Below are 21,035 nucleotides of genomic sequence, written 5' to 3'. Positions count from 1 at the left end.
GGCAAAAGTAAACTAACTATAACAATTTAACAACCAAATTATTGTGTATTTTTAACACTATGAAATTTAAATTTTATTGTTAAATTGTGTTAAATTATGGGTTTTAAACAAAATGTTTAATTTCTTTGTTTTAAATTAATACATTTGCTATACCAATTTGATGAAACTCTACGCTAAGATAACGTTCCTCACAAAACTTGCATGCACATTGTGCATTGTCTTACTGTGCGGCGTAAATTCTTGGGCACAACAAGCTGATAGTATTCGCATTAGTTTAAAAAACAGAACAAAAAAAGTAAGCAGAATTCCTGAAATTAAAGCCAACATTACGCCTTATAAACCACTATATATGACAGTTGGCGGCTCTGGAATGTTCAATACTTACTCCACAACTCCAAAAAATACAACGGTTGTAGCAAAAGATAAATTGTTAACCATCGTAAAAATATATCCAAATCCTGTAGAAGATCAATTAAATATTATCTTATCTATCGGAAAAGATGGCACACAGACTACGATCAAAATCATCGATTTATTGGGAAATGAAGTGGCAACACTTTCAAATGAACGCCTAAACGCTGGCGAGCAGACCAAAAGCTTCGTCATTCCAAACAGGATTAATCCTGGCATTTACTTTTTGAGGGTTATTGCCGGTTCCGAAAGCCAGGTAAAACGGATCTCAGTTTTATAACACCATTTTCTTTTCTATTTTTGATTGATGTGGATTTAATTCCCGTCTATTTTATCATATTTCATAGTCTTAAGAATGAAAATCATCGCCATTGGCAGAAATTATGCCGAACACGCAAAAGAACTGAACAATCCGGTTCCAACCACACCTGTAATTTTTCTAAAACCAGATACAGCCGTTTTAAAAGACAATAAACCTTTTTACCTCCCTGATTTTTCTGATGATATACATTACGAATTAGAAGTGGTATTAAAAATCTGTAAAGAAGGAAAACACATCGCCGAAAAATTCGCAGCGAATTATTATGATGAAGTGGGATTAGGTATCGATTTTACCGCCCGTGATATCCAGAGCAAACACAAAGAAAAAGGATTGCCTTGGGAACTTGCCAAAGCTTTTGATAACTCGGCACCCATCAGTATCTTCCATCCCAAAAGTGATTTTGAGGATCTTTACAACTTAAATTTTGAGTTGAAAGTAAATGGAGAAAGCCGCCAGGTAGGCCATACTAAAGATTTGTTATTCTCGTTCGAGAAGATAATCAGCTTTGTTTCTCAATATATTACTTTAAAAAAAGGCGATTTAATTTTTACCGGAACACCACAGGGTGTAGGAAAAATAAATAAAGGCGATAAATTGGAAGCCTGGTTAGAAGGAAAGCAACTTTTAAATTTTGATGTAAAGTAACGAATGATTAAAAACCCGATCCAGTATAAGTTTAAATTTTTGGTTTCAATTTGCCTTTTATTTGCTTCAACTTTTATTCAGGCACAACAGATTTATAGTACGAATAAATACCCGATTACAGATTTCAGACAACCTTTAGATATTAGTCCTCCTGCCCTTGCTGGTTCTTTTGGCGAAATCCGCGGCAATCACTTTCATTCTGGAATTGATTTCAGGACCAACCAACGCGAAGGTTACCCTGTTTATGCCGTTGCAGATGGATATATTTCGAGGTTAAGGGTTCAGAACAGTGGTTTCGGACAGGCACTGTACATCAATCACCCTAATGGTTTCACTACCGTATATGGCCACCTTCAACGGTTTGCTCCCAAAATTGCAACCATTGTTAAAAACCTTGAATACGAAAAAAAATCATTTGAGATTGATGAGTTTCCCGATGCCACATTAATTCCCGTACATAAAGGCGAGATTATTGCCTGGTCTGGTAACCGTGGTAGTTCTGGCGGTCCGCATCTGCATTTCGAAATCAGAGATACCAAAACAGAAGAGACCATAAATCCTCAGTTTTTCGGAATCATCATACCCGATAATATTCCACCTGTTATTCATGGTTTGTATGTATACCGTTTAAATGGCAAAACCTTTAACGAAAATACACCTAAACAAGCCATCGGCATTAGTGGAGCAAATGGCAATTATAAAACCAATGCCCCCATCAGCTTAACTGGCGAGGTTGGCTTCGGCATCGTGGTAACCGATCGGCATAATGGTTTATCGGGCACCAACGGGGTATATTCAATCCAACTGGAGGTTGATGGAAAGAAAATATATACTTCTGCCCTTGAACGCTTTGCGTTTGAAGACAGTAAGGCCATCAACTCGCACATCGATTACCCAACTTATTTAAATACAAAAAGAAGCATTCAGAAAAGTTTTGTTGAACCTGGCAACCCTTTAAAAATTTATAGCGGTTTGGTCAATAGTGGCAGGATTAATTTCAATGACGGTGCTTCACACCAGCTGCGCTACATCATAACAGATTCGAAAGGGAACTCGTCTGTTCTACCTTTTACCGTAAATGCAGGCACTGCACCTATTGCTGCACCGGTTATTCCCGCCGGAATAATTTATCCTTATAATAAAGTGAATGAGTTTAATAACGATGATATTAAAGTAGTTTTCCCACTCGGGACATTGTACAGCGATTTAAATTTCGCTTATAAAAAGTTGCCTAAACCAACGGGAAATGCCTGGTCGGCTGTACATCAGATTCATAATAAATACACACCACTGCATATCGGTTTCAATATCTCGATCAAGGCTGATAACTTACCGGAAAACTTAAGAAGTAAAGCCCTAATTGTAAATAACAACGGTTCATCTCAGGGCGGTTTTTTTGAGAATGGTTATGTTAAGGCTACTCCGAAAAACTTCGGCAGTTTTTATATCGCTACTGATACCCTTGCGCCAAGGATAATACCTGTAAATATTGCTGAGGGGAAAAACATGGCTGGTTTATCTAAAATATTTTTCAGGATCAGTGATAATTTATCAGGGATAAAAAGTTTTAATGGCTATATCGATGGCAAATGGGCATTAATGGAATTTGATACCAAAACAGCAACGCTTTGGCACAGTTTTGACGAAAGGACAGCTTCAGGAAAGCATACATTGGAATTAATAGTAATGGATATGAAAGAAAACACTAGAAAATACACAGTAACATTCTTTAAATAGGAACAGGATTTTTAAGATTTAAGGGTTTTATGATCGAATTGCTACCAAAAACATATAAAAAAGCTAAGAAATGTCATCTTTTAACATAAATAGAACAGTATAACAAGTTAAAACGTTTAAATTGCGTATAATCTTAAGTATTTAATCATTATAACATTCAAAATTCAATCATTATAAATATGGCAGCGTTAAAAGAAGGTGATCAGGCACCGGCAATTACATCAAAAGATCAAAACGGCATTGAAGTTTCTTTAAGCGATTATCAAGGCAAAACGGTTGTTCTGTATTTTTACCCTAAAGATGATACACCAGGCTGTACTGCCGAAGCTTGCGATTTCAGGGATAACTATCAGGGCTTACAGGCAAAAGGCATTGTGGTTTTAGGTGTTAGCGTTGATGATGAAAAATCGCACCAGAAGTTTGTCACCAAACATAACTTACCATTTACCCTGCTTGCTGATACCGACCAGAAAATTGTAAACGACTATGGCGTTTGGGCAGAAAAAAATATGTACGGCAAAAAGTACATGGGTACGGTACGCACCACTTTCATTATAGATGGTGATGGAAAAATCACCCACATCATCAAAAAAGTTGACACAAAAAACTCAACACAACAAGTACTCGATTTAATTAATAACTAATTATGATATAGCGGGTAAAATATTACCTTTGCTATGTAACAACAACCTCTTATTTTAATGAAACATACAATTAAAGAGCTAGAAGATATTGCCTCTCAAATTAGAAGAGATATCGTAAGAATGGTTCACGGATGTCAATCAGGTCACCCAGGCGCTTCGCTTGGTTGTGCAGATTTTTTTACAGCTTTATATTTTGAAGTATTGAACCACAAAACGGACTTCACAATGGAAGGTGCTGGCGAAGATCTTTTCTTCCTATCGAACGGACACATTTCTCCGGTATGGTACAGTACATTAGCTCATGCTGGTTATTTCGATAAAAGTGAACTGGCGACTTTCCGTAAACTAGATTCTAGATTACAAGGTCACCCTACTACCCATGAGCATTTACCAGGTATCCGTATTGCTTCAGGATCTTTAGGCCAGGGCCTATCAGTTGCTATTGGAGCAGCTTTAGCCAAAAAATTAAATGGTGATAAATCTCACATCTTTGCTTTATTAGGTGATGGAGAATTACAGGAAGGACAAAACTGGGAAGCAGCAATGTTTGCCCCTTTTAATAAAGTGGATCATTTAATTGCATCTGTTGACTATAACGGACAGCAAATTGACGGGCCAACAAGCAAAGTACTTGCCTTAGATGATTTACAAGCTAAATTTGAAGCTTTTGGCTGGCACGTAATCAATACCGATGGTAACGATATGCAAGCAATCGTTGAAGGCTTACATTATGCTAAAACACTAACCGGAAAAGGCAAGCCAATCTTAAATTTAATGAGTACTCAAATGGGTGCTGGTGTAGATTACATGATGGGCACGCATAAATGGCATGGTACTGCGCCTAATGATGAGCAGTTGGCAGCAGCGTTAGCGCAATTACCAGAAACTTTAGGGGACTATTAAACTGATTTGAGACAATAGATATGAGATTTGAGACGAATTGTCGCCTGATCTCACGTCTAAAATCTCACATCTCATAGCTAAAAACAAAATGAAAAAATATACATATACAGAAAAAAAAGATACACGTTCGGGTTTTGGAGCTGGTTTACATGAGGCTGGAAAGAAAAACGAAAATGTGGTTGCCTTATGTGCCGATTTAGTTGGATCACTTAAAATGGATGCTTTTATTAAAGATTTTCCTGAGCGTTTTACACAGGTTGGTATTGCAGAAGCAAACATGATCGGTATTGCCGCAGGCATGACTATTGGTGGTAAAATTCCTTTTACAGGTACTTTTGCCAACTTTTCTACAGGCCGCGTTTACGACCAGATCCGCCAATCTGTAGCTTATTCTAATAAAAACGTTAAAATCTGTGCATCTCACGCAGGTTTAACCTTAGGCGAAGATGGTGCAACCCACCAAATTTTAGAAGATATAGGTTTAATGAAAATGTTGCCAGGAATGGTAGTAATCAATCCTTGCGATTACAACCAGACTAAAGCAGCAACTATGGCTATCGCCGAGTATGAAGGCCCGGTTTATTTACGTTTTGGCCGTCCGGTAATCCCTGTATTTACAGATCCAGATCAAAAATTTGAGATCGGTAAAGCATGGATGGTTAACGAAGGAACAGATGTTACCATTATTGCTACAGGCCATATGGTTTGGAAAGCAATCGAAGCTGGTGAAAAATTAGCTGAATTGGGTATCGATGCTGAAATTATCAATATCCACACTATTAAACCTTTAGATGACGAAGCCATCTTAAAATCAGTTAAAAAAACTGGTTGTGTGGTTACCTGCGAAGAGCATAATAAATTTGGTGGCTTAGGTGAAAGTGTAGCACGTTTGTTAACTACCGAATTGCCAACACCACAAGAGTTTGTAGCCACTAACGATACTTTTGGCGAAAGCGGAACACCAGATCAATTAATGTCTAAATATGGCTTAGATGCTGTAAACATTGTTGAAGCTGTTCAAAAAGTAATTGGCAGAAAAAAATAGATTTAAAATTTAACCACAAAGACACCAAGAACACTAGGCATAACCAAACCTTTGTGTACTTAGTGTCTTTGTGGTTTTATAATCATCATAAATGAAACAAGTTGAAGATTCAGAAATTCTTGCAATGTTCGCTGTTGAGCGTACGCGTAATGAAGCCTTTAACCTGTTGCTGAAAAAATATCAGCAAAAAATATATTGGCATATCCGCAGGCTGGTTTTAAACCACGATGATTGCGACGATCTTTTACAAGAAGTATTTGTTAAAGTCTGGAAAAACCTCGATAAATTTAGGAGCGATTCTCAGCTTTATACCTGGATTTACCGTATTGCCACCAACGAATCCATCACTTTCTTAAACAAGCAAAAACAGCGGAACAATACACCTTTGGATGAAGTATCATCCGAGCTTGCCGATAACTTAGTTGCCTCCTCTTATTTTAACGGCGATAAACTTGAGCTTAAACTGCAAAAAGCAATCCTTACCCTGCCTGAAAAACAACGGATTATATTCAACATGAAATATTTCGACGATATGAAATATGAAGAGATTTCGGAAGTGTTAGGTACCTCCGTAGGGGCTTTAAAAGCATCATTTCACATCGCTGCAAAAAAAATTGAAGCTTTTATTACAAATGATGAAATAGACTATTAAACCTTTTCACTTTAATTGTATCATATATCTGTGATGAACGAAAATATAGAAAATAACGATTGGATGAACGAAGCCCCTGCACTTGCAGCATTGGGGAAACACAATCCTTTCTCCGTTCCTGATGGATATTTCGAAAATTGTGATGAGGCCATTTTTTCTGCTGTCTTTTTAGATGGATTGAAACAGAAAACGAGTGACAATAATTTTGAAGTTCCGCAGAATTATTTTGAAGATCTAACGGAACGCATACAAACCAAAATTGCGCTGTCCGAATTGCCAAAAGCAGAACAGGCCTTTGCAGTACCCGAAAATTATTTCGACACCCTACAAAGTAGAATTGCTGATCGGATTGCGGCATCGGAACCTAAAAAGGAGGCCAAAATTATTCCTTTATGGAGGCGCAACATTGTTAAATATGCAAGCGTGGCCTGTTTCTTATTAATGGCTTCGTTTGGTGTTTATTTTTACCAGAACGGCTCTACCAATGCGGTTCAGCAAGTACAATCTGCAGAAGCAATGAACGAACAGCTATTATATGATATTGACGAAAGTACGATCATCGATCATTTAGAAGCGCAAAATACTACATCATCTAATATAAAAACGGCTTCTGCGTCAGATACAGAAATGGAAAACTACATCTTGAGTAATTTCTCATCAAGTGATTTATCTCAGGAACTAAATAATTAATTAAGGAACCATCATGATTTACCGAATAAAATACATACCAAATCATGATAGCTTCATCACTATTGAAAACAATAACAAATTGATGAAAATGAAGAATTTACTTTTTGTTGCTTTAATGTTTTTATTACCCACTACCTTATTGGCACAAAAACCAAGGGGGGAGGAAATAGAATCACTTAAAATAGCTTTTTTCACTCAAAAACTGGACCTATCACCAGAAGAGGCTAAAATTTTCTGGCCGATTTATAACGATATGCAGGCAGAGCAAAACGCCTTGCGCAAAGAACGTATGCAGAAAATGATCTCTTTCAGAAAAACGACTGAAATAGATAACCTAACCGATGCACAGGTGCAAAGTTTAATTACCAGCGAATTCGACTTCAAGCAAAGAGACCTCAATCTCGATAAAAAATATTACAACAAACTTAAAGCGGTATTGCCGATAAAAATTGTTGGAAAGTTTTACCGGGCACAGGAAGGTTTTAAACGCGAGTTACTCAATAGATTTAAAGGCGGCCCAAAAAAGCCATAAAGAAAAAGACTTACAGCAATGTAGGTCTTTTTTGTTTTAAAGCACTCTTTCATTTCCGTACTTTTGTGCATGCTTACCCAACGTCAGTTGTTTTTACAACACAATGCACAAACCTCTCCTGAGCCGCTTATGCTCGAATTTGTAAGGGCTAAAGGAATTTACATTTATGATGCCCAAAACAAAAAACACATCGATCTTATTGCCGGTATCGGCGTAAGTAATGTTGGCCATTGCCATCCCGCCGTAGTGAAAGCTATTCAAGAGCAGGCAGAAACCTACATGCACCTAATGGTTTATGGCGAATATGTACAAACGCCTCAGGTAAATTTTGCCAAAGCCCTTGCTGATATTTTACCTGAAAGCTTAAGCTGCACCTACTTTTTAAACTCAGGAACCGAGGCTGTAGAAGGTGCCATGAAACTAGCCAAACGTTATACTGGCCGTAAAGGATTTATTGCCTGCAAAAATGCTTACCACGGGAGTACGCAGGGTGCCGAAAGTTTAATGGAAAGTGATTTCTATTCCTCCGGCTACGGCCCGTTCTTGCCACATGTAAGTTTTATCGAACATAATAACATTGCTGATCTCGAAAAAATCACCTCAGAAATTGCTGCTGTTTTTATCGAACCCATTCAGGGTGAAGCCGGAATCCGGGTAGCCGATTTAACCTACATGCAGGCTTTGCGGGCAAAATGCACAGAAACCAGAACTTTGTTAATCTTCGACGAAATACAATCTGGTTTCGGCCGCAGCGGCAAGATGTTTGCTTTCGAGCATTACAATATTGTACCAGATGTGCTGCTCTTGGCGAAAGGAATTGGTGGTGGAATGCCAATAGGGGCTTTCATCAGTTCACTGGAGATTATGTCGGTATTATCGCATACGCCAATTTTGGGTCACATGACTACTTTTGGCGGTCATCCGGTTTGTTGTGCTGCTGGGTTGGCTACCTTACGTACTTTAGTTGATGATCATATTGTTGATGAAGTAGAAGAAAAAGGACAATTGTTTAAACAGCTCCTTCAACATCCTGCCATTAGAGAAATTAGGGGAAAAGGTTTAATGTTGGCGGTTGAATTTGAAAATTTCGAGATCAATAAAAAAATCATTGATGCCTGCATTTTAAATGGTGTGTTATCAGACTGGTTTTTACATTGCAGCAATTCTATGCGCATTGCCCCTCCTTTAGTTATAACCAAAGAAGAAATTGAAGAAGCTTGTGCGATCATCTTAAAAAATATTAACTTAGTTTTAGAGACTAAAGCATAAAGCTGAAAGACCAAAGAACATTAACTAAATTAAAATGAACGTACTCATAGTTGAAGATGAAAAAAGCCTGGCGCTTGAAATGGATGAATTCTTGAGCAAAGAAGGATTTATTATAGAGCATGCCTGGAAAAAATCTTCTGCGGAAGAAAAAATATTTGTAAACAATTATGATTTCATTTTACTCGATTTAGGTTTGCCAGATGGTGATGGTTTTGAAATTTTAAAACAGTTAAAAGCCATGAAAGATCGTGATGATGCTGTAATTATCTTAACCGCACGTAGTGCTGTAGATGACCGGATTAAGGGGCTTGATGAAGGCGCAGACGATTATTTACCCAAGCCATTTTCGCTAAATGAACTTTTAGCACGTATGCATGCCATTACCCGTAGAAAACACAAGTTAGAGAAAAATGAGGTAAACATCCATGATTTTTTGCTCAATATCCAAAATAGGACCGTTTCTTTCGGTGATGAAAGATTAAACCTTACCAAAAAGGAATTCGAGATATTTAACTATCTAGTGTTGAACAAAAACCGCGTGGTATCGAGAATGAGTTTAACTGAACACGTTTGGGGCGATATTTTAGAAGTCAATTCTGATTCCAACTTCGTTGATGTTCATGTTAAAAACCTACGAAAAAAACTTGCAGCAGTGAGTGTAACAGATTGGTTTGAAACCGTAAGGAGTATTGGCTACAGGATTAATTGCTAGAGAGTCGGGAAGTCGGGGGTCTGAAGTCAGAAATTAAGCGTCGATCTACCAATGAACCAATGACAATTGAACCAATGAACCACTAAACAAAATGAAGTTACAGGTTAAGTTTTCTTTATACAATGCAGTAACCAAAATTGCCATTATTCTGGTATTGGGGGCTATCATTCTATTTTCGTTGGATAAACTTGCCTACAACCAATTTGACAACCGTTTAATCAAAAAGAAAAACAAAATCATTAAAAACTTAAACGATAATGAGATCGATAGCCTTTTAAACAAGGAACAGTCTTTTACCGATTACAATATTTTAAAGGAAGAATTTATCGTTTTAACAGATATCCCTGATAACCAGAAAGACTCTACAGCAAAAGTATTTACAGAAAAGAGGGAAATCGAAGGCGATATTGAGGTATATAGAATCCTCAATTATAAATTTTCTTATCATACAAACTGGTATAACCTGGAGATTGGAGAAACGATGACAGCGCTCCAATCCATTAAAAATTCGATCCGTTTTTATATGCTGATTGTGTTGGTTGCCGCCTTACTTATTACTTTGGTAGCAGATTTTACCTTCTCAAACTTTTTATTAAGGCCTTTTTATCTCATTATCGACAAAAAGATCAATCTGGTTGATGATCCTTCACATTACAATTACCAGAATATACCAACTACTACCAACGATTTCAAAATCCTTGATAATAGCATAAACTCTTTAATGCGTAAAATAAATACGCTATTCGCTTTAGAAAAGCAGTTTATAGCTAACGTTTCGCACGAGTTGCTTACCCCCATTTCAATTTTAAGTACGCGCTTCGAAAATATGCTCAACACGCCAGATATTCCGGTAGAGCACGAAAACAAAATCTACGCCTCTTTAAAAACCTTAAACCGCTTAAAGGTAATTATCAACAGCCTGCTGCTCATTTCGAAGGTAGAAAACAATCAGTATCTGAAAACCGAAGAAATTAGCCTCAAACAGGAAATCGATGATATATATGAAGATCTGGAAGATCGAATAGCAGATAAAAATATCAGTTATAACGCTCACCTTTCAAATGATTTTCATTTTACCGGAAATAAAGCGCTGATACATACCCTTCTAATCAATATTATCAATAATGCAATAAAATATAATATTGAGGGGGGTACCATTGCCATAACAGATAAAACCGAAGCCGAAAAATATATCCTCACCATCAGCGATACCGGATCTGGTATGAGCGCAGCACTGGCAGAAAATGCTTTCGATCGGTTTAAAAGGGGAAATACCGAAGAAAACGGCTTTGGCCTGGGGCTGGCCATTGTACAAAGTATTGCCCGGTTCCATAAAATAGAGGTCGATATTAAATCTGAAGAACACAAAGGAACCAGCATTTCGTTGTTTTTTTAAAACGAAACTTCACTGATAAGTTTATCACATAGCGCATATATTTAGTATAAACTTAATTCCGGTGCAAGATCGGTACAGGTTTAAGAATCTTTTTGGCAGGGGCTTTGCTTAATAATAAAAAACCAATCCGATAAGAAAAGAATATATCCCAATGAAAAACATCATCCCAATACTAGGAGCAGCCGCCTTATTGATGGCATCGTGCCAGGGCGGCACGGCAAAAAAAACACAGGCTAAAATAGATTCCACCATAGTAACCAATGCAACTGCAAGCCCCGATTCTATTCGGTGCTACCAGTACATTAAAAACCGAGATACTGCCACCCTGTCGTTAAAAACAGCGGATCATAAGGTAACAGGTACGTTAGGTTATAATTTATACGAAAAAGATAAAAATGCAGGCACTATAGCCGGAATTGTTAAAGGCGATACCATAATTGCTAACTATACTTTTCAGTCTGAAGGCAAAACATCAATTAGGGAAGTGGCTTTTTTGAAAAAGGGCGATCAGTTAGCTGAGGGATTTGGCGATGTACAGGAAGTAAAAGGGGAAACCAAGTTCAAAGACCTAAGCAAACTAAAGTTTGATGGATCGATGACTTTTGACAAAATTGATTGTAAATAATCCCGAAGAACCGTCATTCCCAACTTGATTGGGAATCTTAATGCCTAACAAAAATGCTTTAAGATTCCCGCATGCGCGAGAATGACGATTTTTCTATAATTTGAACTTTATTTAGTTACTGCGTCCTTCGCTGCTTTCGTCCATTCTTCGCTTAACTTAAGCATATAATCAGAGTATTTTTGTATTTCATCTGGCTTTAGCTTGCTTGCCCAGCCTGTTGCCTGATTTGCCCAAGCCTTGTATTTATCACTTAACGCTTTAATTTCTGCAGCATTTTTACTTTTCACAGCTGCAACATATTCGTCTTTAAGTTTAGCATATTCAGCAAGCCCTTTGTTTACCTCTTCACTTGAGAAAGTTGGAATTTTAGCAGGAATAGTCTCACTTCGAATTGTCGTTGTTGTCTCACTTGTCGATTTACTTGTAAAAGTTGTATCGCCGTTTACAACCGTTGTGTCATTTGTAGTTTCTGTTTTTTTAGTGCTCTCACACGAAACCAGTGTAGAAGCCAATAAGCCTGCTGCAGCGATAGATAAGATGATGTTTTTCATGATTAATTTGGTTTTAGTCCTGAACAGACGAAATATGATGCCAAATCATAAAAAATCCGATCAAATAATAAATATTGTGACCGGATATCTTAATTATATTAAATATTGTTGTGCTATAAGTCTTCGAAGCGTTCCCAAAAACCATCAACAGGCAGCTTGGCAAATATATTTACGGGTTCTTTTTTAACCGGGTGTATAAACTGTAAGCGGCGGGCATGTAGGCAAATGCTTCCTTTTCTGCTTCCCCGGGGATAGCCATATTTATTATCACCCATAATCGGGCACCCCATTGATGAGAGCTGAACCCTGATCTGGTGCGAACGTCCGGTTAAGGGATCTACCTCCAAGAGGTAATAATCGCCAACCTTCGCCTTTACTTTGTAAGAAAGCTCCGCACGCTGACTACCAGTAACCTCTGTATTGTAATAGGAAACCACATTTTTCTGTGGGTTTTTAACCAGCCAATGGATCAAAGTAGCCGACTCTTTCTCTGGCTTGTTCTTCACCACTGCCCAATAGGTTTTCTTTACTTCTCTATTTTTAAAAACGGCATTCATCCGTTCCAAAGCCTTACTCGTTTTAGCAAATAAGATTACGCCGCTCACCGGCCGATCTAAACGATGTACTACACCTAAAAAAGCACCATTTGGTTTATTGTACTTTTTAGCGATATACTTTTTTACTTGTTCATCCAAAGGCTCATCACCGGTTTCATCAACCTGCACAATATCACCTGCCCTTTTATTAATGGCGATTAAATGGTTGTCTTCAAAAAGGATGTCGTTATCGGTAATTGGCATTAGGGTAGTTCATTGGTTCATTCGTCATTAGTCCATTTGATAAGGCAAATCGTCTATTGCGAAAGTTATTGGTTAATCGGTTAGCTGTTTAATTGTTTAAAATTGGATAGTTTATCTGTGCCTTGAAAAGAATGCCAAACTCAAAACGCCCAACTCCAAACTTAATACTGTTCTTTTTCGTTCGGGAAATCGTTTGCTTTTACATCACGAATGTACGATTGTGCTGCGCCTAAAATTTCATCGTATAAATTAATATACTGACGTAAAAAACGTGGTTTAAACCCTTTTGTTAAACCAATCATATCATTTACAACCAAAACCTGGCCATCACAGTCTTGTCCGGCACCAATACCAATAGTTGGGATATTCAAGCTTTCTGTAACTTCTTTACCTAAGGCAGCAGGAATTTTTTCCAATACGATAGCAAAACACCCCGCAGCCTGTAAAGCCAAAACATCTGTTTTTAACTTATTTGCTTCTTCTTCTTCCTTAGCGCGAACTGTATATGTTCCGAATTTATAAATCGATTGCGGCGTTAAGCCCAAATGCCCCATTACAGGTATTCCTGCTGTGATAATACGTTGAACCGATTCGATAATTTCTTCGCCGCCTTCCAATTTAACACCGTGGGCGCCCGATTCTTTCATAATCCTTATCGCTGAGTTCAAAGCTTCCTTTGAATTTCCCTGATAAGAGCCAAAAGGTAAATCGACAACAACAAAAGCACGTTTAACTGCTCTGATTACCGAGGCAGCATGGTAAATCATCTGATCTAGTGTAATAGGCAAAGTTGTTTCATGACCAGCCATTACATTAGAAGCAGAATCACCTACAAGTAGAACGTCTAATCCTGCATCATCTAAAATGGTAGCCATCGAGTAATCGTAGGCCGTTAACATAGATATTTTTTCACCACGTTGCTTCATTTCCTGTAAAGTGTGCGTGGTGATGCGTTTGATTTCTTTATGTACCGACATGGGATTTGTTTTGTGTTGCCAAAAGTATTGTTTTTTCTTTAATTAAGCTGAAAGGCCAAAACATGAAAATAGAAAAAGCTTAGCGCTAAGATTACAATTTATTATTTAAGCATCGTAATGAAGTCTTACTTTTGTTGAGTTTGGGATTAAATTTTGTATTTTTTTAAATATGGTATTGTTTCCCACTTTATTAAGGAAATCCTCATCTTCAAAACTTCGAATTGATAAGGCTAAATCTTTATGGTAAATAATCTCTTCAAACACTAATGTCAGTATTAACTGCTCCTCATCATCGCAAATACGCGGACGTGTAAACCGGGTTAAAACAACAATTAAACTATCTTTATCACTACTATGAGTTTCTATACGCAGACGATCATAACCAAATGGCACCTCATCTCCACTGTAATCATATAAAATTTGACCATTATCTACTAGTTTATCATGATTATATAGTTCGACAAATACGTTTAAGATATCAATTAGACATTTTTTACCATTCCTCGCTGCTTTCCATATAGCGAAATCAGTTCCATTTTTTTTATTGGTACTCATGAAGTAAATGTAATTATTAAACCAAATAATTTACGGCATATAAAAGAAACATATTCAAAATTAAACACTATCATAAATCCATCATCAGATAAGTTGATAAAAATCTAATAAAAAGCTTTTAAAACCAATCTAAAACTCTATCTTTGTACCCCGAAATGGAAGGGATATATTCATCTTTTTTTGCACCCAGCAAAAACGGCTTTAATGCCGAAAGCCATTCTTTTTTCAACTCTTTTTTAAATCAAAATCCATATTGTAATTACCATGACTAACTACACCAAGTTACCTGCGATTTTATTACTGGCCGATGGCACAGTTTTTTACGGCAAAGCGGCCGGAAAAATTGGCACCACTACTGGCGAAATTTGTTTTAATACCGGGATGACAGGTTACCAGGAAATTTTTACTGATCCAAGTTATTTTGGCCAGATAATGGTTACCACCAATGCGCATATTGGTAATTACGGTATCCACAAAGATGAAATCGAATCAGGTTCGATTAAAATTGCTGGTTTAGTGTGCAAAAATTACAACATCGTTTATAGCCGTAAAGAAGCAACAGAATCGATTCAGGATTATTTTCAGAACGACAACCTTGTTGCCATTTCTGATATCGATACTCGTGCATTGGTTCGCCACATTAGAGATAAAGGCGCAATGAATGCGATTATTTCTTCTGAGATTACGGATTTAGAAGAATTAAAACAAAAATTAGCCCAAGTACCTTCAATGGAAGGTTTAGAACTTTCATCTAAAGTAAGTACAACTGAGCCTTATTTCTATGGCAACCCTGAAGCGAGCTTAAAAGTGGCGGCTTTAGATTTAGGTATCAAGAAAAACATTTTGCGCAGTTTCGAAAACCGAGATATCTATGTTCAGGTTTTCCCGGCTAAAACTACTTTTGCAGAAATGGAAAAATTCAGCCCTGATGGTTATTTCATTTCTAATGGCCCTGGCGATCCATCAGTGATGCCTTACGCTGTAGAAACAATCAAAGATATCCTAGCGGTAAATAAACCAATGTTCGGGATCTGTTTAGGTCACCAGTTATTGGCCGAAGCTAATGGCATCGGCACCATGAAAATGTTTAACGGTCACCGTGGATTAAACCATCCGGTAAAAAACATTATCAAAAACCACTGCGAGGTTACTTCACAAAACCACGGTTTTGGTGTAATTCCTGATGAGGTTAGAAACTCTGATAAAGTAGAGATTACACACGTTAACTTAAACGATAAATCAATCGAGGGTATCCGTGTTAAAGGTAAAAAAGCATTTTCGGTTCAATATCACCCAGAGTCTTCACCAGGTCCACACGATTCGCGTTACTTATTCGACGATTTTGTTGATGTAATGAAGGGCGAATTAACCTGGTAAACTACAAGTCTTTTTATTAAAACATTAAAACACTGCTCAATCCTATTGGCAGTGTTTTTTTATTTAAATTAAAACATGTTGAAAAATCTTTTTATTGCGTGTATTGCTGTTTCATTGTGTTTGTTCAGCGCCTGTATTTCCAGATTGTCGAGACCGGCAATTACAGGCACCATATTGGATTATCAGAACAACCCTATTGTTGGCTGTAAGGTTGGCGAAACTATTACCGATGCAAATGGTAAATTTTACCTCAAAGAAATCCGTTACAATAAGTTTTTCATACCCGAAATCTTCATGATGGAGGCCCCTCCCCTTCACTTTTCTGAAACTATAAAAAAAGAAGGATTTTTGAGTTACAACATAGAAGGACATAATACTTTTGGTGGTGGACAGAGAAAGGGAACAGCTGCTAACATCGACACGATTTACTTAAAAAGAATAAATGAAGTACTTAACGCTAAAGATTACATTTATGCGAACTGGAAATTTGCCGCAAATAAAAACTTAGACACCCTCTATGGCACAAATGCCAATTTCAGGATTCAAAATTCAGTAACCAATAACAGGGAATTTGTAGAGAAAATACAGTATGGGTTAATCTATAAATTTAACGCGACAAAGAAACCGGACACCGCATGGAGCGCTGCATCGTATGATCTAAAAACTACGTACTGGATATCGCTTAAAACCAATGGAATCTTTGCGGGAAAAAAGGTACGCGAATACCAAAATCCCTGGAAACACAGAATGGAATACGATCGCACTTATAGAGAATCTTATGTTATTCCTGCCGATAGTATAAACACAAAAGGAAAGTTTAGTTTTCTAAAAGATCAAATTGTTTTCGACGAAGCTTTTAACAAGGCAAAAAACACTTATAAAATAGACTCGATTGATCGCGATGTGATCATTTTAACCAAAAAGAGGACCAATTAATGTTTTCACCTACTACAAACATCATTTTACCGACATTTTTGGTTATCCATCTACAAATTCATTTTCTATTCATTTAAAGCTGCTTACATTCGCAATATGGAAACAAAAAAAGCCATTATCAGCGTTAAAAACCTGGTAAAAAAATACGATGATTTCGTGGCCGTTCAAGGGCTTAGCTTTGAAGTTTACGAGCATGAGATTTTTGGTCTGCTTGGCCCTAATGGCGCCGGAAAAACCACTACCCTCGAAATTATTGAAACCCTAAGGGATAAAACCTCCGGCGAAATTATTGTTGATGGCTTTTCTGTCGACAAACAGCCGCAGGATATTAAACAGATTATCGGTGTACAGCTACAGGCAGCTGGTTATTATCCAAACCTGAATCTGATCGAACTGATCGAACTTTTTGCCGGTTTATATGGTGCCAACATCAAACCGATGGAAATGCTGGAGAAAGTAAACCTTCAGGAAAAGGCCAAAGCCAAATACAAAGCACTTTCTGGCGGACAGAAACAGCGCTTCTCTATCGCCACTACATTAATCAACCAACCCAAAATTATTTTTTTGGATGAGCCCACAACAGGCTTAGATCCACAGGCCAGAAGAAATCTTTGGGATCTGATTATCGAAATCCGAAATGCAGGCACCACCGTTGTAATTACCACCCACTATATGGACGAGGCTGAGCAACTTTGCGATCGTGTTGCTTTTGTAGAACGCGGACAGATTATTGCGCTGGATACGCCTGATAATTTAATAGATAAATTAGTGAGCAGTGGTTTTGAGCGCAAAAAAGAGGTTAAGAAGGCCAATCTGGAAGATGTTTTCATCAACCTTACTGGCCAGGAATGGAGAGAATAATTTATTTTTTTTTGAAAAGCAAGGACAGCATTACAATTAACGTTACTCCCGCTTTCCGTTACAATCTTTTTGTAAATCTATCAATAGGTAATAAAAACATCTAAAACAAAAAGGATTTACACTACAATCGGGTTTAAGAACATAAAAACAGTACAACTATTAATCAAATAGTAAATGAAAAAATACAATAACCTTACAGCAACCCTTGCCCTTGCCAAAGCGAGTTTCCGGTCAATTATGCGGAGCCCATCGGCAGTGGTATTTACGCTTGCTTTTCCTTTGATATTTATTTTAGTCTTCGGATTTTTAGGTGGTGGAGGAACACGCATCGATGTAGGCGTAACACCAGGCGCTGATGTAAACAACCCGGTAATGGGCATGTTAGAAAAAACAGGAATGATCCGCCTGGTTAAAGATAAATCGAAAGCTGAGTTTGACAAGCTGTTAGAAAAAGGCAATGTTGATGCCATGATTGATGTACATAGAAAAGTAAATTCTACTGCTTATTCGGTCAACGTAGTTTACACCTCCGCATCAAGAGATAAAGGCGGGATTTTAAAATCGGTTTTAAACAATATTTTTTACGATAAAACATTAAAGCCTACAGTTGCAGAGATAAAAGAAAGCACCATTACTGGCCGCGAATATAAAACCATCGATTTTATACTTCCTGGGCAGTTAGGTTTCTCGCTATTAAGCACGGGTGTTTTCGGAACTGCATTCGTTTTTTTAAGTCTGCGCCAAACCCTGGTTATTAAACGCTTTTTTGCAACACCAGTAAGGCGTTCAAGCATTGTAATCGGCGAAGGTATTGCCCGTATCGGCTTTGCGTTAATCGGCGCATTATTTATCATTTTGATTGGCCATTTCTTTTTTGGCTTCACACTCGTCCATGGTGCGCTCACCGTCGTCAATATGCTTATACTGGCCACCCTTGGTGTGATTGTTTTTATGGGCTTTGGTTTTATCATTTCAGGTATTGCTAAAAACGAAAGTATGGTACCACCCATCTCGAACATCGTTACCTTACCGCAGTTTTTACTGTCAGGAACATTCTTTTCTATCGAGGCTTTCCCAAGTTGGTTACAGCCCATTAGCAGGGCTTTGCCGCTCACTTATTTAAACGATGCCTTGCGTAAAGTCGCTTTTGAGGGCTTGGGCTTATGGGACGTTAAATTCCAGATTATGATCTTATTGCTTTGGGGCATTGGTATTTATGCTGTAGCCGTAAAAGTATTTAAATGGGAATAACTGAAAAAAGGAAGTTTTTAAATGGTAGCAAATCAGCTATCATTTTTTTTGGATAAAAATCTTTAATATCGGATAAGTAAATTTTTAAATCCAACCGATAATTATTATATTTGGTTATGTGGGAATTCGATTTAAGCGATTTAGAAGAACTGCTACCTCAAATAGATAGGTTGTACGAAAAAAAAGCCAGGTTAGAAACCTCAAGGCCACTGCCTAATAGCGCGCTACACCGCATCAAAGAAGACCTCACTTTAGAATGGACTTACAACTCCAATAGCATAGAAGGAAACACCTTAAGTCTGAAAGAAACCCAAATGGTTTTACAGGAAGGCATGACCGTTAAAGGGAAATCATTGAGGGAGCATTTCGAAGCCTACAATCATGAAAAAGCCATCGATTATCTCTATACCTTAGTTAATAAAAACTATGCGCTTAGAAGTATCGATATTTTATCGCTTCATGGATTAGTGCTCAGGAGCATTGAAGATGATTATGCAGGCCGGCTAAGAAACGGCGGTGTTCGCATTGTTGGTGCAAATTTTACCCCGCCCAACGCTAACAAGGTTTCTGATCTATTAGATGAATTAGTTGACTTCGTTAATGATAATCCTTTAGACTTAAATGACATTTTACTGTCAACTATTTTTCATCATAAATTGGTTTGGATTCATCCTTTTTTTGATGGAAATGGCCGTACAGTGAGGCTTGCCATGAATTTACTGCTCATGCGCAAAGGTTTCCCACCAGCCATTATCCTCAAAAACGACAGAAAGAAATACTACGAAGCACTTAACCAAGCCAACAAGGGTAATTACCATAAGCTTTGTTTGTTAATGCTGCAGGCCATAGAGCGCTCGTTAAACATCTATATAAATGCATTGCCAGGAAACACGTACGGAGATTACGAACCAATATCGAATATTGTTTCAGAACCTGATGTTCCATACGGGCAAGAGTACGTGAGTTTGTTAGCGAGGCAGGGTAAAATAGATGCTTACAAAGAAGGTAGAGATTGGCTTACTACAAAATTGGCAGTACAAAGCTATATCAAAACACGAAAAAGAAAACGTTAACCTTTTTTAACTTTTTACAGACTGATATTGATGTAATTTTACCGAAAAATATTTAATGAAAAGCTTGATTATCTTTTGCAGTATTTTATTGATTGCCAATACTTCGAAAGCACAGTTTAAATTCTTAGCCAATAACAGTTCTGACCAATACAAGGCCAAAATTTTTGTTGATAAATGTGAAGGTAACGCTTGCAGTGGAAAAGCTACAATTATTATTTACGATAAGGCCACAGATAGAGAAGTAGACACCTTTCATTCTGAAGATTTGGATTTTGGCTTAACTGAAACCCAGAATGCCAAACTTGGATGGCTCGATCTGGGCAAATACCAAACACCTTTAATTTTTGGCGATTTTAATTTTGACGGCTCTGAAGATATTGCGATACGAAACGGTAATAATGGCGCTTATGCCAGTCCATCATACAACATTTATTTATCATCAAAAGAAAACAAGTTTCTACTTAACAAAGAACTTACCAAACTGGCTAGCGAAAACCTGGGCATGTTCGATATTGATAAAAAAACAAAGCAGATTGCCATCCACCAAAAAGATGGATGCTGTTTTGACAAAACCATCAATTATAAATATGATACTAAAAATGTACTTTACGAAGATTCATCGGTAATTGAAGATTCGAGTATTGCAGATAACGTTACAGTAATTACGCAGAAACTTGTTGATGGGAAAATAAAAAGAACTGTGCAAAAATTTAAGATGAAAGATTATTATAATTAATAAGTCGAATTTTTAACCACAGGCGCACACAGAAAACACAGATTTCTGCGTTCGTTCCCTATCATTTTCTTTTGGTAGCGTCGAGTTACGACATACCAATAAGTTTATTTTTTAGTGTCTTAGGGGGATGCTAACAATGCTATTAAGTTAAGGGTTTTTGGATTTTGAGATAGTTTTTTTTAGTATATTTATATACAATCAAAAAAGATACATGAGTTTAATTTCCAGCAATATTTCCAAGGAGAAACATATCGTTTCTCCTAAAAAAAACATGTGATTTTATTCAAAAAAATCCTACCCCTGAGAAGTATATTACCAAAGCAAAGTTTTTCATC

The 21,035-nt window shown here is 37.3% G+C and carries 23 protein-coding genes; 19 read left to right on the top strand and 4 right to left on the bottom strand.

Annotated elements, in window-relative coordinates; all coding sequences use genetic code 11:
* Positions 1-208: 208 nt before the first annotated feature.
* The 13 genes from LQ201_RS25540 (at position 209) to LQ201_RS25480 (ending at position 11,583) form a co-directional block, all read left to right on the top strand.
* Positions 209-691: a T9SS type A sorting domain-containing protein gene (locus LQ201_RS25540; protein ID WP_230146719.1), complete on the top strand. Its 483-nt coding sequence runs from the start codon at positions 209-211 to the stop codon at positions 689-691.
* A gap of 75 nt (positions 692-766) precedes the next feature.
* Positions 767-1,378, top strand: coding sequence for a fumarylacetoacetate hydrolase family protein (locus tag LQ201_RS25535; protein WP_230146567.1), 612 nt, complete (start codon positions 767-769; stop codon positions 1,376-1,378).
* 3 nt (positions 1,379-1,381) lie between these two features.
* Complete coding sequence (locus LQ201_RS25530; protein WP_230146566.1) at positions 1,382-3,115, top strand: M23 family metallopeptidase; 1,734 nt, start codon at positions 1,382-1,384, stop codon at positions 3,113-3,115.
* A gap of 179 nt (positions 3,116-3,294) precedes the next feature.
* Positions 3,295-3,759 (top strand): thioredoxin-dependent thiol peroxidase, encoded by a 465-nt coding sequence (bcp, locus tag LQ201_RS25525; protein WP_029274070.1) that lies wholly within the window; start codon positions 3,295-3,297, stop codon positions 3,757-3,759.
* Positions 3,760-3,816: 57 nt separating this feature from the next.
* On the top strand, positions 3,817-4,662 hold the full coding sequence (locus tag LQ201_RS25520) for a transketolase (RefSeq protein WP_230146565.1): 846 nt from the start codon (positions 3,817-3,819) through the stop codon (positions 4,660-4,662).
* 88 nt (positions 4,663-4,750) lie between these two features.
* Positions 4,751-5,707, top strand: a complete 957-nt coding sequence (locus LQ201_RS25515; RefSeq protein WP_029274068.1) for a transketolase family protein — start codon at positions 4,751-4,753, stop codon at positions 5,705-5,707.
* Between the two features lie 91 nt (positions 5,708-5,798).
* Entirely contained in the window at positions 5,799-6,359 is a 561-nt protein-coding gene (locus tag LQ201_RS25510) for an RNA polymerase sigma factor (protein ID WP_025145705.1), read from the top strand.
* A gap of 33 nt (positions 6,360-6,392) precedes the next feature.
* Positions 6,393-7,049, top strand: a complete 657-nt coding sequence (locus tag LQ201_RS25505) for a hypothetical protein (protein ID WP_230146564.1) — start codon at positions 6,393-6,395, stop codon at positions 7,047-7,049.
* Between the two features lie 88 nt (positions 7,050-7,137).
* Complete coding sequence (locus LQ201_RS25500; RefSeq protein ID WP_230146563.1) at positions 7,138-7,581, top strand: hypothetical protein; 444 nt, start codon at positions 7,138-7,140, stop codon at positions 7,579-7,581.
* A 69-nt stretch (positions 7,582-7,650) separates the two neighbouring features.
* Positions 7,651-8,850: an aspartate aminotransferase family protein gene (locus tag LQ201_RS25495; RefSeq protein WP_230146562.1), complete on the top strand. Its 1,200-nt coding sequence runs from the start codon at positions 7,651-7,653 to the stop codon at positions 8,848-8,850.
* A 34-nt stretch (positions 8,851-8,884) separates the two neighbouring features.
* Positions 8,885-9,562, top strand: a complete 678-nt coding sequence (locus LQ201_RS25490; protein ID WP_230146561.1) for a response regulator transcription factor — start codon at positions 8,885-8,887, stop codon at positions 9,560-9,562.
* A 91-nt stretch (positions 9,563-9,653) separates the two neighbouring features.
* The gene (locus LQ201_RS25485; RefSeq protein WP_230146560.1) at positions 9,654-10,958 is read left to right on the top strand and encodes a HAMP domain-containing sensor histidine kinase; all 1,305 of its coding nucleotides are present in this window, start codon (positions 9,654-9,656) and stop codon (positions 10,956-10,958) included.
* Positions 10,959-11,109: 151 nt separating this feature from the next.
* Complete coding sequence (locus tag LQ201_RS25480; protein WP_230146559.1) at positions 11,110-11,583, top strand: hypothetical protein; 474 nt, start codon at positions 11,110-11,112, stop codon at positions 11,581-11,583.
* A gap of 107 nt (positions 11,584-11,690) precedes the next feature.
* On the opposite strand, the gene LQ201_RS25475 is transcribed toward LQ201_RS25480, so the two are convergent.
* The 4 genes from LQ201_RS25475 to LQ201_RS25460 all read right to left on the bottom strand — a co-directional run bounded on the left by LQ201_RS25475 (position 11,691) and on the right by LQ201_RS25460 (position 14,466).
* Complete coding sequence (locus LQ201_RS25475) at positions 11,691-12,134, bottom strand: hypothetical protein (RefSeq protein ID WP_230146558.1); 444 nt, start codon at positions 12,132-12,134, stop codon at positions 11,691-11,693.
* Positions 12,135-12,247: 113 nt separating this feature from the next.
* Positions 12,248-12,934, bottom strand: a complete 687-nt coding sequence (locus LQ201_RS25470) for an RluA family pseudouridine synthase (RefSeq protein ID WP_108198402.1) — start codon at positions 12,932-12,934, stop codon at positions 12,248-12,250.
* 161 nt (positions 12,935-13,095) lie between these two features.
* A complete protein-coding gene (gene panB, locus LQ201_RS25465) occupies positions 13,096-13,911 on the bottom strand; it encodes a 3-methyl-2-oxobutanoate hydroxymethyltransferase (RefSeq protein ID WP_057932746.1) in 816 nt (271 codons plus the stop codon).
* A 105-nt stretch (positions 13,912-14,016) separates the two neighbouring features.
* Positions 14,017-14,466, bottom strand: a complete 450-nt coding sequence (locus LQ201_RS25460) for a hypothetical protein (RefSeq protein WP_230146557.1) — start codon at positions 14,464-14,466, stop codon at positions 14,017-14,019.
* A 264-nt stretch (positions 14,467-14,730) separates the two neighbouring features.
* Here LQ201_RS25460 and carA point away from each other — a divergent pair, with 264 nt between their 5' ends.
* The 6 genes from carA (at position 14,731) to LQ201_RS25430 (ending at position 20,700) form a co-directional block, all read left to right on the top strand.
* On the top strand, positions 14,731-15,843 hold the full coding sequence (gene carA, locus LQ201_RS25455; protein ID WP_230146556.1) for a glutamine-hydrolyzing carbamoyl-phosphate synthase small subunit: 1,113 nt from the start codon (positions 14,731-14,733) through the stop codon (positions 15,841-15,843).
* Between the two features lie 75 nt (positions 15,844-15,918).
* A complete protein-coding gene (locus tag LQ201_RS25450) occupies positions 15,919-16,779 on the top strand; it encodes a hypothetical protein (protein ID WP_230146555.1) in 861 nt (286 codons plus the stop codon).
* A gap of 96 nt (positions 16,780-16,875) precedes the next feature.
* Complete coding sequence (locus tag LQ201_RS25445) at positions 16,876-17,640, top strand: ABC transporter ATP-binding protein (RefSeq protein ID WP_230146554.1); 765 nt, start codon at positions 16,876-16,878, stop codon at positions 17,638-17,640.
* Between the two features lie 174 nt (positions 17,641-17,814).
* A complete protein-coding gene (locus LQ201_RS25440) occupies positions 17,815-18,891 on the top strand; it encodes an ABC transporter permease (protein ID WP_230146553.1) in 1,077 nt (358 codons plus the stop codon).
* A gap of 116 nt (positions 18,892-19,007) precedes the next feature.
* A complete protein-coding gene (locus LQ201_RS25435) occupies positions 19,008-19,964 on the top strand; it encodes a Fic family protein (RefSeq protein WP_230146552.1) in 957 nt (318 codons plus the stop codon).
* A 55-nt stretch (positions 19,965-20,019) separates the two neighbouring features.
* The gene (locus LQ201_RS25430; protein ID WP_230146551.1) at positions 20,020-20,700 is read left to right on the top strand and encodes a hypothetical protein; all 681 of its coding nucleotides are present in this window, start codon (positions 20,020-20,022) and stop codon (positions 20,698-20,700) included.
* Positions 20,701-21,035 lie beyond the last annotated feature (335 nt).

The sequence above is a fragment of the Pedobacter sp. Bi126 genome (genome assembly GCF_918698245.1).
Lineage (GTDB): Bacteria > Bacteroidota > Bacteroidia > Sphingobacteriales > Sphingobacteriaceae > Pedobacter.
The sequence above is the reverse complement of the archived record's forward strand: the minus strand, read 5'-3'. Positions and strand labels throughout refer to the sequence as shown.